This is a genomic window from Pseudovibrio axinellae, assembly GCF_900110875.1.
Taxonomy (GTDB): domain Bacteria; phylum Pseudomonadota; class Alphaproteobacteria; order Rhizobiales; family Stappiaceae; genus Pseudovibrio; species Pseudovibrio axinellae.
Genome location: NZ_FOFM01000007.1, coordinates 74346 through 88048 on the forward strand (window position 1 = coordinate 74346; position 13703 = coordinate 88048).

14 protein-coding genes are annotated in these 13703 nt (G+C 48.6%); 8 read left to right on the top strand and 6 right to left on the bottom strand.

Going from position 1 to position 13703, the window contains the following annotated elements:
• Positions 1 to 172: 172 nt before the first annotated feature.
• A complete protein-coding gene (locus BMZ51_RS15625) occupies positions 173 to 1180 on the bottom strand; it encodes an NAD(P)H-quinone oxidoreductase (RefSeq protein WP_068003997.1) in 1008 nt (335 codons plus the stop codon).
• 154 nt (positions 1181 to 1334) lie between these two features.
• Here BMZ51_RS15625 and BMZ51_RS15630 point away from each other — a divergent pair, with 154 nt between their 5' ends.
• The gene (locus BMZ51_RS15630) at positions 1335 to 1529 is read left to right on the top strand and encodes a DUF1192 domain-containing protein (protein ID WP_068004235.1); all 195 of its coding nucleotides are present in this window, start codon (positions 1335 to 1337) and stop codon (positions 1527 to 1529) included.
• 419 nt (positions 1530 to 1948) lie between these two features.
• Positions 1949 to 2473 carry a protease adaptor protein RcdA gene (gene rcdA / locus BMZ51_RS15635; protein WP_068003994.1) on the top strand — a complete coding sequence of 175 codons (525 nt, stop codon included), beginning with the start codon at positions 1949 to 1951 and terminating at the stop codon, positions 2471 to 2473.
• A gap of 128 nt (positions 2474 to 2601) precedes the next feature.
• On the opposite strand, the gene rpmE is transcribed toward rcdA, so the two are convergent.
• On the bottom strand, positions 2602 to 2826 hold the full coding sequence (gene rpmE / locus BMZ51_RS15640) for a 50S ribosomal protein L31 (protein WP_068003993.1): 225 nt from the start codon (positions 2824 to 2826) through the stop codon (positions 2602 to 2604).
• A gap of 264 nt (positions 2827 to 3090) precedes the next feature.
• Between rpmE and BMZ51_RS15645 the strand changes: the two genes are divergently transcribed.
• Positions 3091 to 4881: an ABC transporter transmembrane domain-containing protein gene (locus BMZ51_RS15645; RefSeq protein ID WP_082825575.1), complete on the top strand. Its 1791-nt coding sequence runs from the start codon at positions 3091 to 3093 to the stop codon at positions 4879 to 4881.
• A gap of 55 nt (positions 4882 to 4936) precedes the next feature.
• On the opposite strand, the gene BMZ51_RS15650 is transcribed toward BMZ51_RS15645, so the two are convergent.
• Together BMZ51_RS15650 and BMZ51_RS15655 are read right to left on the bottom strand one after the other, a co-directional pair.
• A complete protein-coding gene (locus tag BMZ51_RS15650; protein ID WP_068003992.1) occupies positions 4937 to 5728 on the bottom strand; it encodes an SDR family NAD(P)-dependent oxidoreductase in 792 nt (263 codons plus the stop codon).
• A 102-nt stretch (positions 5729 to 5830) separates the two neighbouring features.
• A complete protein-coding gene (locus tag BMZ51_RS15655; protein WP_068003990.1) occupies positions 5831 to 7744 on the bottom strand; it encodes a propionyl-CoA synthetase in 1914 nt (637 codons plus the stop codon).
• A 202-nt stretch (positions 7745 to 7946) separates the two neighbouring features.
• On the opposite strand from BMZ51_RS15655, the gene BMZ51_RS15660 reads away from it, so the two are divergent.
• The gene (locus BMZ51_RS15660; RefSeq protein WP_068003989.1) at positions 7947 to 8705 is read left to right on the top strand and encodes a sulfite exporter TauE/SafE family protein; all 759 of its coding nucleotides are present in this window, start codon (positions 7947 to 7949) and stop codon (positions 8703 to 8705) included.
• Positions 8706 to 8798: 93 nt separating this feature from the next.
• Positions 8799 to 9563: a sulfite exporter TauE/SafE family protein gene (locus BMZ51_RS15665; protein WP_068004233.1), complete on the top strand. Its 765-nt coding sequence runs from the start codon at positions 8799 to 8801 to the stop codon at positions 9561 to 9563.
• Here BMZ51_RS15665 and BMZ51_RS15670 read toward each other — a convergent pair.
• Positions 9546 to 10121, bottom strand: coding sequence for a hypothetical protein (locus BMZ51_RS15670; RefSeq protein WP_068003988.1), 576 nt, complete (start codon positions 10119 to 10121; stop codon positions 9546 to 9548). The genes BMZ51_RS15665 and BMZ51_RS15670 overlap by 18 nt on opposite strands.
• A 469-nt stretch (positions 10122 to 10590) precedes the next feature.
• On the opposite strand from BMZ51_RS15670, the gene BMZ51_RS15675 reads away from it, so the two are divergent.
• On the top strand, positions 10591 to 12237 hold the full coding sequence (locus BMZ51_RS15675; protein WP_068003987.1) for an acyl-CoA synthetase: 1647 nt from the start codon (positions 10591 to 10593) through the stop codon (positions 12235 to 12237).
• A 58-nt stretch (positions 12238 to 12295) separates the two neighbouring features.
• Here the strand turns inward: BMZ51_RS15675 and BMZ51_RS15680 are convergent, their stop codons facing one another.
• A complete protein-coding gene (locus tag BMZ51_RS15680; RefSeq protein ID WP_074882151.1) occupies positions 12296 to 12466 on the bottom strand; it encodes a YdcH family protein in 171 nt (56 codons plus the stop codon).
• Positions 12467 to 12857: 391 nt separating this feature from the next.
• On the opposite strand from BMZ51_RS15680, the gene BMZ51_RS15685 reads away from it, so the two are divergent.
• Both BMZ51_RS15685 and purE read left to right on the top strand, forming a co-directional pair.
• Complete coding sequence (locus tag BMZ51_RS15685) at positions 12858 to 13070, top strand: YdcH family protein (RefSeq protein ID WP_068003984.1); 213 nt, start codon at positions 12858 to 12860, stop codon at positions 13068 to 13070.
• Positions 13071 to 13192: 122 nt separating this feature from the next.
• Positions 13193 to 13696, top strand: a complete 504-nt coding sequence (gene purE, locus BMZ51_RS15690) for a 5-(carboxyamino)imidazole ribonucleotide mutase (RefSeq protein ID WP_068003980.1) — start codon at positions 13193 to 13195, stop codon at positions 13694 to 13696.
• Positions 13697 to 13703 lie beyond the last annotated feature (7 nt).

A 13703-nucleotide genomic window follows, 5' to 3' on the forward strand; every position in this document is an offset into this window, starting at 1 on the left:
CTGTGTGCTCCACAGCCTAATCAAAGGTGGCGAAGCCGAATTCCATAAGAGTTTTTAGGGAAACTTTGGGCGCACTATACGCTCACATTTTCCCAAAAGCAAACCTCATCAGCACTCGCCTCCACCTTCCTAGGGGAACCTGTGCGAATTCATTTTCAACTTATGCCCTTTTCTAGGCAAGCTTGAGCACGATCTTCCCAATGTGGCCAGAACTCTCCATCCTCTCGTGTGCAGCTCTAACATCTGCAATATCGAAGACCTTGTCCAAAACCACCTTGACCTTACCGGTCTCCAGCAACGGCCAAACCTTTTCACGAAGGCTAGATGCAATCTGCGCTTTATATGCATTTGATCTTGGCCGAAGCGTCGAACCTGTATGCGTCAGGCGCTTCATCATCAATCGGCTAAAGTTAACGTTTTCTGACACACCGTGAAGCGTAGCAATCTGACAAATCCGCCCTTCGACAGCCGCAACAATCCAGTTCTTCTCAACGTAATCACCACCGACCATATCAAGAATAACATCCACACCACGCTTCTCGGTAATGTTTTGAATTTCTTTCACAAAATCTGTTTCACGGTAATTAATTGCATAGTCAGTGCCAAGCTCTCTAACCGCCTGCGCTTTCACATCTGACCCGACAGTTGCAAAGACCTCAGCACCGAAGGCTTTCGCCAACTGAATAGCAGTCGTCCCAATCCCTGACGACCCACCATGAACAAGGAACCTCTCTCCGCCCCGAAGCCCCAGACGGTCAAACACATTAGACCAAACAGTGAAAAATGCCTCAGGAATACCTGCTGCTTCCTCCATCGAAACACCGGCAGGAACTGGCAACACATGGGCAGCAGGCGCAATGCAATACTCCGCATAACCACCTCCAGGCGTCAGCGCGCACACACGCTCACCAACAACGTGAGAAGAAACCCCTTCTCCAAGCTCTGCAATCTCGCCAGCAACTTCCAGGCCCAGCAAAGGAGAAGCACCTTCAGGCGGCGGATAAGCGCCTTTTCGCTGGAATACATCCGGTCGATTTATGCCCGCAGCATGTACTTTGATCAAAACCTCACCGACTCCCGGCTTGGGGACATCGATCTGCGCGATTTCAAGTACTTCCGAACCGCCAACCCCGTTCATCACAACGGCTTTCATCAATTCAGGACGATCATCTACTGTCATTTGCTGCCTCAATCTTGGCAAATAGCAAAACTGCCGCTTGCTCACATTCTCATTTAAGTGAAGAATAGTGGGCAGGCAAAGGCCGTCTACCCCAACAAAGGTGAATTATCTAACTTATGCACTCAAGGCCCAACTCAAGGAGTTCATAGACGCTATGGGTATATTCGATGAAGACGACACACCGCGCCAGGCGGTCTCTTCAATCCAGGTAGGAGAGCCGCTCACTAGCCTATCAATCCACGAATTAAACGAACGCCTTGAAAGGCTTAAAACAGAAATTGCCCGCGTAGAATCTGAAATTAAAACAAAATCAGAGGTAAACACATCAGCTGAAGATTTCTTCAAGTAATCAAACAATATTTAAAACAGTAAATTATATATTTTCACATACAATCAACTCAATAAAAATAACACAATACTTATAATTTACATATCGTTAACCATTTTAAATTATATATTAGTTATTCCAGTTGATCTGGAACGAGAGTGACTGCTCACTCTGTTTGACGCCTCCCTGTTAAAACACCTCAGAGCCGCATCGATGCGGCTCTTTTTTTGCTTAGCAAACACCCCTCGCAAAACTACTCCCTCTATTTGCAACCGCGATTTGGCATGGGCTTTGCTGCGTTCAGTTTGAAGTAAAATATCTTGCTCCATTTAGAGACAGATTTGGCTCACTCTGACAGGCTCACGTCAACCTTCGAGCCCTATTTGTTTCAAGGTGGGATTGCAAAAGACACAAGCAAGAGAACAGATAAGGGTTTTACGATGGGTGAATTCAGCACTGATACAAAACCAGAGGCCACGTGTAACTTTGCGAAACGGCTGATGTCCTCACAAAACTTCACCGAGCTCTTCCGGGAAGGTATGGCGCTGATCGAGGAAACTGCATCTTACCTTGCTGGCCCTGGAAGAAGCCAAAGCAAAGCACTGGGTCCAGCTGCCTCGCTTGCATATGCTACAGAATCCATGCGGCTCACCACGCGCTTGATGCAGCTTGCCTCTTGGCTGCTCTTGCAACGCGCTGTCAACGGCGGCGAGATATTGCAATCAGAAGCTCAGAACGAAAAAAACAAGATCCGAATTGATAAGAGTTCAAAGGAAATAGGGAGCCCAGCATGGCAAGATCTGCCAGAGAAACTTCGCTTTCTAATCAGCGAATCTTTCCGACTTCAAAAACGGATTAAGCATGTTGATTCGATGCTTAAACAAGAACTATTGCGAGAGACAGCTGCCAATACGCCAAATCCAGTAGCCGATCAGCTCTCCCAGATCACGGCTGCTTTTAAGTAACGTATTCTGGCCTCTAAAGGTTGCGTCCAGACTTACACACCAATCCGACGATACCAGCTCAATTCAGGCATAAAAAAAACCCGAAGCAAACGCTCCGGGTTTTTCTAATTCCACAAACTTTTGAGCAATTATTTGCCCAAGAAGCCACCAAACTTGTTGGTGAAGCGGGACACGCGACCACCGCGGTCCATGAGCTGACGATCGCCGCCGGTCCATGCTGGGTGGGAGCTCGGGTCAATGTCGAGCTGCAGGGTGTCACCTTCAGAACCGTATGTAGAACGGGTGGTGAATTCAGAACCATCAACGAGTTTAACAGTGATGGTGTGGTAGTCTGGATGAATGTCCTGTTTCATGACTTAATGTCCTATCAGCAACGGCCAAAACCACCAGTCCTGTAAAAGAACGGCTTAGGGCAAGCCTGAAGCATCGGTAGAAAGAAGCCGTACTCCCAAAAGCACGGCATAATCGTGTTCGGCTCTATACCGCATCCAATCGACAGAAACAAGAGGAAACACACCACCGAAAGACAGAGAAAGCGCTTGTAATTTCCGTTATGGGCACACATCTAATTTATCATAATATAAACTAATGCATTTTCACTCATTCACGGGGGCAGCATGAGCCAACAGGACCCAAAAAAACGGGAAAAGACGCTGCGTCCACTCGCAACCTTATTTCCTTATCTATTAAGGCATAAGACCCGTCTTGTCCTTGCTACCATTGCGCTTTTGGCAGCAGCCGGCCTCACGTTGGTTTTACCAATCGCGGTTCGGTATATGGTAGATTATGGCTTTAGTGCTGATAACCCAAATCTGATTGACGACTATTTCATTGGCATCATCTTTGTGATCGCCTTACTAGCGGTCACAAGTGCACTGCGCTATTACATGGTGATGATGATTGGCGAGCGGGTTGTTGCCGATCTCAGGTCCGATGTATTCCGGCACCTCACCTATCTCTCCCCGTCATTTTATGACAGATCCAAGTCTGGCGAGATCATTTCCCGCCTAACAGCTGACACCACGCTGATACAATCAGCATTTGGTGCAAGTGCATCAATCGCACTTAGGCACGTCTTGATGTTTGCTGGTTCCACAACCTTGATGGTCATCACCAGTCCAAGACTGTCTCTGTTCGTATTACTAGCGATACCATTGATAGTCCTGCCACTTCTCGGTTTTGGCCGGTCCGTGCGCAATCGAACGAGCCATGCACAATCCACGCTTGCAAATGCAATCGCCTATGCAACGGAAGTCCTTGGCTCAATCCGCACTCTACAAGCTTTCACGAATGAAAAAACCGTGTCAGACCAGTTTGGTGTTGACATTGAATCCACCTATGAAGCCGCGCTTGTTGCAACAAAAGCCCGCGCATTTCTAATCGCAACGATCATTTTGATTATCGCCTCAAGTATTGTTGCTGTGCTTTGGGTGGGTTCCCTCGATGTGGTTGAAGGCCGCATGTCAGGCGGGCAGCTAACACAGTTCCTCATCTACTCCATCATTGCAGCTGGCGCCATGAGCGAACTCTCTCAGGTTTGGGGCGAGCTTGCAAAAGCTGCTGGCGCTGCTGACCGAATTACAGGACTTCTCCACGTCCCTTCCGAAATCAATGCACCGGCGAAACCTGTTGCATTGCCCTCGACAACAAATGGTGAGATCTCATTCAACTCAGTCAGCTTCCATTACCCCACAGCTAAAGAAGCCGGCGTTTTGGAAAGCCTCAACCTTTCCATCAAGAAAGGTGAAACGGTCGCAATTGTTGGCCCTAGTGGAGCAGGCAAATCAACATTGATCCAGCTCCTCATGCGCTATTACGATCCTGTCTCAGGCCAAATCACAATGGATGGTGTGCAGCTTGATGCGACTGATCCACGAGAGCTTCGCAAACACATTGCGCTCGTTCCTCAAGATACAGCAATTTTCGGGACCTCGATCGCCGAAAATATATCCTTTGGCAAAGAAGGCGCAACACGTGAGCAGGTTATCGCTGCCGCTAAGTTTGCATTGGCCGCTAACTTCATCCAAGACATGAAGGATGGTTACGATACAGTCATCGGAGAGCGCGGCGTGACACTGTCTGGCGGGCAACGCCAGCGGATCGCAATCGCCCGAGCCATATTGAAGGATGCTCCGGTCCTGCTGCTTGACGAAGCGACCAGCGCACTTGATGCACAAAGTGAGACAATCGTCCAGAAAGCGCTCGACAAGCTCATGAAAGGCCGAACCACGCTTATCATCGCACACCGTTTGGCAACAGTTCTGAAAGCGGACCGTATCGTTGTAATGGACCGTGGCAAGATTGTGGAGGAAGGGACCCACGATACGCTTGTTGCGCAAAATGGGCTCTACGCAAAGCTGGCCAGAATGCAGTTTGAAGTTGGATCAGAAGCACTCAACTCAGAATAAATATAAAAGCCGCGTCTTATTGAGACGCGGCTTTTCAAATTCAAATATACAAATCTTACTCAGGCGCAGTCACATCGACTGTGTAGTTCAGCGGCAAACGCGCACCATCTGCAAAGATGGTCTGTCCAGAGACATAACTTGCATCATCCGAAGCAAGGAACGATGCAACACCAGCAATTTCTGAAGGCTGCCCCAAACGCCCAAGAGGGGTGCGGGAAAGCACTTTGTTCATCTTGCTCTCATCTTGAACAACCGCTTTCAACATATCTGTCTCAATTGAGCCTGGCCCAATTCCGTTCACACGAATGCCGTACTTGGCAAGCGCAACAGCAGAAACATTCGTCAGCTGGTTCAAGCCCCCTTTAGAAACCGTATAAGGGACTTGTTCCGGGATCGCGAGAACACTGTTTACAGAGCTGATATTGATGATTATTCCGGCGCTACCGCCCTCTTCAATCTTCTCTACCATGTGCCGGGCAACCGCCTGCGAACACAAGAAAGCCCCTTTCAGGTTGACCTGCAAGACACGATCGAAATCATCTTCAGAAAGCGTCAGAAAGTCCCCTGCAGCTGTTACACCCGCGTTATTGACCAAGACATCGATGTCACCAAATTCATCAAGAGTGTTGGCAACCATATTGCGCACATCCAAACGGACCCCAACATCGCAATGACAGAATGCAACATGCCCGAACTCAGAAAGCGCTTCTTGAGCTGCCTCACCGGCGCGTTCATCAGCGTCGGAAATCATGACTTTGGCGCCGTCTTCCAAAAATCGCTGCGCAATAGCGTAACCAATGCCTTGAGCGCCACCGGTTACGATCGCAACTTTTCTGTCTAGTTTCACTTTGAAGATACCCCTGGCACTGCCGAAATTTCGCCGACCTTAATCTGTCAAGCTCAGCATGTCGATGCACTTCTCCTGCAAAACTGCGTAGAAACCCTAGCATTAGCTAGCTGAGGCCAATCCTCTCACTGAAATCGCTTCAGCAATCTCATCCAAAATCGCAGGGTCATCAATGGTTGCGGGCATACGAAACTCCTGACCATCGACAATTTTCCTCATCGTCGCACGGAGGATCTTACCCGACCTGGTTTTCGGCAACCGATCAACCGTAATCGCCAGCTTAAACGCAGCAACCGGCCCAACCTTGTCACGAACCAGCATAACAAGCTCTTTTTCGATCACCTCTGTTGATTTCGTAACACCGCTTTTCAGCACAACAAAACCGCAGGGCAATTGCCCTTTAAGATTGTCTGCAATCCCAATAACAGCGCACTCCGCCACATCAGGATGTTCAGATAGAACCTCTTCCATTCCACCCGTGGACAAACGGTGGCCAGCAACATTGATGATGTCATCTGTGCGGGACATGATAAAGAGATACCCATCCTCATCAATCATGCCAGCATCGGCAGTCTTATAGTAACCAGGGAACTCAGCAAGGTATGCTTCTTTGAAACGCTCATCAGCATTCCACAGCGTTGGCAGGCACCCAGGGGGCATCGGCAGCTTGATAACAATATTGCCTAGCTCACCTGTTCCAACACCATTTCCCTCATCATCCAGCACCCTCATGTCGTAGCCAGGCATTGGCACTGTAGAGCTCCCAAGTTTAACTGGGAGCTTCCCCAGACCCAATGGATTGCCCGCAATACACCAGCCTGTTTCAGTTTGCCACCAGTGATCAATAACCGGTACACCAAGTAAGTTTTCCGCCCATAGGATGGTATCAGGGTCAGCACGTTCCCCAGCAAGGAACAAAGAACGCAACCCACCAAGACTATACTTTGTCAGCTCCGTACCTTCCGGGTCCTCCTTCTTGATTGCGCGAAATGCTGTTGGTGCAGTAAATAAGGAGACAACAGCGTGCTCAGAAATCACACGCCAGAAAGCGCCTGCATCCGGTGTGCCCACAGGCTTACCTTCATAAAGCACCGTTGCCGCGCCATGAAGAAGCGGCGCATAAACGATGTAGGAATGTCCAACGACCCAACCAACATCTGATGCCGCCCAGAAGACTTCACCCGGATCAATACCGTACAAGTTCTCCATAGACCATTTAAGAGCCACCATATGGCCCCCATTGTCACGCACCACGCCTTTGGGTTGGCCAGTCGTGCCAGAGGTGTAAAGCACATAGAGAGGATCTGTTGCGGAAACAGCGACACATTCGGTTGTCATTTTCTCAGTGACAGCAACATCCATCAAAGCACCGAGGTCGTAATCTCGCCCCTCGATCAACTCTGCCAGGTGTTGCTCGCGTTGCTGAACAAAGCAAAAATCCGGTTTGTGAGAGGACAGCTCAATTGCTTTGTCGAGCAGCGGTTTATATTCAACCACGCGTCCAGGCTCAACACCACAGGATGCGGTAACAATCGCCTTCGGTTGGCAATCATCGATACGAACTGCAAGCTCTTGCGAAGCAAATCCGCCAAACACAACCGAGTGGATCGCCCCAAGCCGTGCACAGGCCAGCATTGCAAAGGTCGCTTGCGGAATCATCGGCATGTAGATCAGCACCATTGTGCCCTTCTCTACGCCTTTTTCGCGCAACAACGCTGCCATCGCGCCCACCTGCTCCTGCAATTCAAGGTACGTATAGGTGCGCTTTCCGCCCGTCACAGCACTGTCGTAGATAATTGCTGGCTGGCCCGGACGGCCATGTTCAACATGCCGGTCAACGCAGTTATAACAAGTGTTGCACTCGCCTCCTACGAACCATCGTCCATAAGGCCCCAGCGAGCCGTCAAATGTTTTTGTGTAGGGTGTAAACCAGTCAATACCCTTGGCCGCCTCATCCCAAAAGGCCTCGCCATTGTCTTTCCACCCATCGTAAACATCTTGGTATCGGCTCGTCATAACTGGTCTCCTCCCGCGCACGCCTGCATGGTACCTGTCCACAGATCACGTGAAGACTGAGCCTTGACTCACGCAAAGGCAAGTTTCCCTGTATTAGAAAATCGGCTTATAACTAAAGATGGCCCCAAAGTTTTAACCCGTCTATTCCCTGATTTTCGCTTATTTTAAAAGGACTTTCCTGAACCGTTTCGGGAAACAGCTAATCATGCCCCTAACAGACCCCTTCTTCTATATCTGTGCAATACCGGCTGTTATCATGGTTGGTGTCGCAAAAGGAGGCTTCGGAGGAGGGCTCGCTCTTGTTGGCGTGCCAATGTTGTCCCTAGCAATTCCGCCGGTACAGGCAGCTGGAATACTTCTGCCTATTCTTCTTGTCATGGATGCAGTCGGGCTTTTCTCGTACCGAGCAATCTATTGCAGGAAGACACTTTTGATTTTGGTCCCAGCTGGCTTAATGGGCATTCTATTCGGCTACTTTACCGCAGCTGTCATATCAGAAACGCTCGTTCGCCTTGTCACTGGTACAATCGCTTTAATATTCGTTGCCGATTATTGGTTCGGCAAAAAAGCGAGCAAACCATCCAAGCCGCATAATGTCATTTTTGGCGGCATCTGGGGTGCAATATCAGGAACAACCAGCTTCCTCGCCCACGCGGGTGGCCCTCCATTTCAGATGTACGTTCTTCCTTTAAAGCTCGCTCCACCTGTCATGGCTGGCACTGCCGTCATCTTTTTCGCAATCATCAATTTCTCAAAGGTTGTGCCGTATTATGCACTGGGACAGTTTGATTCACAGAACATAACAACATCTCTGGTTTTGCTTCCCATTGCGCCGCTTGCCACACTGGCTGGCATCAAAATTGTAAGGCACATCAACAAAAAGATGTTTTACAACATCACCTACGCAGGCCTATTTGGAGTCGCACTTAAACTCATTTGGGATGGTATCACAGGCCTCTAAAACGCGTCATAAAACAAGAAATATCGCAGTTTTGGTTGCTTCATTTTTCGCGTAGAAAGAACGTGAACGGCCTCGACCGAAGGATTATTGCTGTTGCAAGACATCATCACCAATCCGCTGTTTTATCTTGTAGCAATCCCTGCTCTGGCTATCGTCGGCATTTCAAAAGGTGGCTTTGGTGGAGGCGTAGCCATTCTCGGTGTGCCTATGTTGAGTTTGATCATCTCACCCGTGCAGGCAGCCGCGATTTTACTGCCACTTTTGGTCGCAATGGATATTGTCGGCCTTGTTGCCTACCGAAACAGTTATGATGCAACAGTTCTAAAGCTCACAATTCCGGCAGGTATACTAGGAATAACAATAGGTTGGGCAACAGCAGTATATTTAAGCGAAGCAGTCATACGACTTATCATCGGCGGAATTGCACTTGCATTTGTCATGAAGTACTGGATCGGTGATAAAGTGGAGCAAGACGCGCCGAAACCGAGTAGAGCAAAAGGTTTTTTGTGGGGCACGGTGGCAGGCTTTACGAGCTTCATTTCCCATGCAGGTGGCCCGCCCTACCAAATTTATGCACTTCCGCTCAAACTTCCAACCTTAGTTTTTGCAGGAACTACCGTTGTCTTTTTCGCGATCATCAACGCGTTGAAGCTCATACCCTATACAATGCTGGGCGCATTTGACACGCAAAACCTAACTGCATCAGCCGTGTTACTGCCATTTGCACCACTAAGCATGTTTATGGGAGTCAAAATCGCGAAGGTTATCAACCAGCAGATTTTTTACAAGGTCACCTATTTCGGTGTTTTTATCGTCTCGATAAAATTAATCTCTGACGGCTTAGTTACGCTCTTCTAGCCCTTGGTAGAGAACGCTTTTGAAAGTGTCGATCGGCCCATTGACCTTTGGTCGAACCCCTGGATTAGACTTCCAGGTCACTCTGTTTTGCAAATAACTAAAAGGATCGCTCAGGTGTAAGTCACGGGTATCGGCCGAAACAACACGGTACAAAATCTGTTTTGCACCGTATGTTCCCAGCAAATCACCTGCATATTCAGAGCTTGGCGGCTGTCCTTCCACCAACGAAAAGAAGTAGCTGCGTAATTTATCTGTCACGCCCACCGAAGATTTGTCTTCAGCAAGGTTAAACTGCAGGCTAACAACCACGAAAATTACAGTCGTAATTGCCCACAAGTACCAATGATCGCGCAACTGGCTAAAGATGACAGCACGATCAAGATAAAGCTGTATGAGAACCGGGAAAGCAACAAGCAGCACAAACCACTGCGGGTCCTGCGAGGCCGGTGAACCTCCAGTAGCGAAAATGTACCCCGTTAAAGCCACGGTAACCGCACAGAAAAGCACACCAAAGAATATGGCGATCTTCCCCTGTCGATTTGGTGTCATTACGGTCATATAGGCCCTGCTTGCTCGCCGCGACTCCGTTCGAATGGATCGCGGTTTTCTTTCTTTTATCAGACGGGCCTACATTACAAATCGAAAGGCAAACGGGGAAGGCTTCATGGGTGTTGCAAATTGTCGCGAGCGTTATTCTTCCTCGCCAAAGAAACAGCACTCCACCTATTTCGTTAAATTATGTATGAATGCAACTATGGAAAATATTTTTATCTCGTATAGCAACACCACACCACCTATTACCTAGAAAATACTTATATATAAAAGTCTAAAAGCAAGCAGTATCTCAGACTAAACTCCAAGGCACCCGCACTATCTCGGTGACATATACTCAGATATATCCCAATATGAGATGAACTTAATTCCTAGCACCAGGCAGTAAAACTGTAACCGCCTCGGAAAATCTGACGAGACCTTCTAGGATATTTTTTCATCCAATTAGCGGGAAATTGATCGCCGGGAGAATTTGATGAAAAACGCGCCATCCAACACATCTTATTTCGAATGTGGCCTCCCCAAAACGGATGCCAATTACACTCCATTGAGCCCGCTAAGCTTTCTAGAAAGAGCGGCAAAGGTATTTCCAGACCACACTGCCATCATCCATGGCAACATACACAGGCCTTATAAAGAGTTTTATGAGCGTTCCATCCGCCTCGCCAGCGCTCTTCAGCAGCTCGGAATTGGTAAAAACGACTGCGTTTCAGTCATGTTGCCCAATACCCCTCCCATGCTCGAAGCCCATTATGGCGTTCCAATGGCAGGCGCTGTGCTCCATGCCCTCAACACAAGGCTCGATGCAGCTATCTTGGCATTTCAACTGGATCATGCCGAAAGCAAGCTGGTCATCGTTGATCGTGAATTCTCAAAGGTCATGAGCGAAGCATTGCAACTTGCCACAGTTAAGCCGCGTGTCGTGCTTTATGACGACAAGGAGTTCCCTCAATCAGCTCCAGAAATCGGAGAAATGGAATACGAGGAACTTGTCGAAAGCGGCACCTCTGACTTTAAATGGCAACTCCCTGCTGATGAATGGGATGCAATTTCGCTCAACTACACCTCAGGCACCACTGGAAACCCTAAAGGTGTGGTCTACCATCATCGTGGAGCCTACTTGCTGGCGCAGGCAAACATTATCACCGCCGCCATGGGCAAGCACCCAGTCTACCTTTGGACGCTCCCCATGTTCCACTGCAATGGCTGGTGCTTCCCTTGGTCACTTTCACTCGTTGCTGGAACCCATGTCTGCCTCCGACAGGTCAGGCAAGCTCAAATCTGGGATGCGCTTGCTGATGAAAAAGTCACCCACCTTTGTGGCGCGCCAATTGTGATGTCGACAATGCTCAACACACCGCAGGACCAGAAACGAAAGCTCAGCCACCAGGTCGAGTTCTTTACAGCTGCTGCTCCCCCGCCAGAGGCCGTTCTTGCTGCAATGGCTCAAGAAGGCTTCAGTGTTACACATCTCTATGGCCTGACAGAAGTTTATGGCCCCGCCGTTGTGAATGAATGGCGCAGTCAATGGAGTGGCTTACCTGCTTCCAAACAAGCTGCGCTGAAAGCACGGCAAGGCGTCAACTACGTCGCGCTTCAGGACCTTGCTGTCCTAGACCCGGAAACCATGCAGCCTGTTCCAGCCGATGGTGAAACCATTGGTGAGGTGATGTTCAAGGGCAATGTCGTGATGAAGGGCTATCTAAAGAACCCTTCAGCAACACAAGAAGCATTTGCTGGTGGCTGGTTCCACTCTGGTGATCTAGGGGTGCAACATGAGGATGGTTATGTACAACTCAAAGACCGCTCCAAGGACATCATAATCTCTGGGGGTGAAAACATCTCATCCATAGAAATTGAAGAGGTCCTGTATAAACATCCCGATATCTCTGCTGCAGCAGTGGTTGCTCGCCCGGACGATAAATGGGGGGAGACACCTTGCGCATTTATCGAACTGCGAGAAAACAGCAGTGTAACAGAAGAGGCAATCATCCAATATTGCAAACAGCATATGGCAAGCTTTAAAGCGCCAAGATCTGTAGTGTTTAAAGACCTCCCCAAAACATCAACCGGCAAGATACAAAAATTCGTCCTGCGCGAAGAGGCTAAAAAACTCGCCTGACCAAAAAAAATGCGCCGCTTAGAGCGGCGCATTTAAAGTATTTGAAGGTGTAGAAGAACTAGCCTGACACGCGTATTCGCGAGATCTCATCCTTTAGCTTCAACTTTTGTCTCTTAAGCTGCCCAATTTCCAGCTCGTCAATCGAAGGGTGATGCTTCGTACTTTCGAGCTCCTTCTCAATATTTTCATGACGGCGCTCCAACTCAGTCAAATGCTCACGGATGGACATAGGCTTTAATCCTCCTACATTGTCTCTGTTACAAGCGGATGATGGCACCATTTTATTGAGTTGTCGAACGATGATTAGCTGTTTTTTGGCAGCTCCACAACGAGAGGTCGTTAAATCATTCAAAACAGATTGAACTTATAAATTGCCAAGTATTTTTCATGGTTTTTTACATTGCAAAAAAGCAGAGTAAACCAAGTTTTTAAAACTATATATACGCGGCGTAAATTTAGATATTGAATATACTCTCTGTAAAAGAGTGAGACTCATTTTCATCGTGTCAGCACATTCTGTATACTCCTCATCAACGATTAATTGCGACAACGCGTCCCACCTGTTTTTCGTTCAGCAAGGGCGACACTAAAACGAATACCTGTCACGTAAGGACAAGCCAATGATGGAAGACAATAACGATCAGGATAGCATTCGTTCGGAGCTAGCAGAGCTGAGGCAAACACATCGGGATCTGGATCATTCCATCGCAGCACTCATCGAAACCAGACGCTCTGATGTTCTTCAGTTACAACGCTTAAAGAAGCGAAAGCTCAAACTAAGAGACGAGATTCAGGTGCTGGAAACTCAACTCTTGCCTGACATTATTGCCTAAATTGAAGGCAGCCAACCAACCTTCCTATACTATTGTCATTTCTTGTTGTATTTGGCTTGAAACACGCCGTGGTATTTTTATAATCCGCGCTTTCTTCCAGACATTCAGAGGATGTCAGCTTTATGAGCCGCACAGATCAGCCAGAAGTCGCAATCATCATGGGAAGTCAATCCGATTGGCCAACCATGAAAAACGCTGCAAACACGCTAGAAGCCTTGGGAATTTCCTATGACGCTCGCATCGTTTCAGCGCACCGCACTCCGGACCGTCTGGTAGAGTTTTCCAAATCTGCGAAAAAAGAAGGGTTTAAGGTCATCATAGCAGGCGCCGGTGGGGCAGCTCATCTGCCTGGTATGGCAGCATCAATGACCCCATTACCCGTCTTCGGTGTGCCAATCGAATCGCGCGCTCTGAAAGGTCAGGACAGCCTCTTGTCGATCGTTCAGATGCCAGCAGGCGTTCCAGTTGGTACGCTGGCCATTGGTCGGGCTGGCGCTGTCAACGCCGCTCTCATGGCGGCATCAATTTTAGCACTCCATAATTCGCAGATCGCAGCCAACTTAGATGAGTGGCGCGAGGCCCAAACGAAGGCAGTTGCTGAAAAGCCAGTCGACACAGAAGAATAAGAGTTTT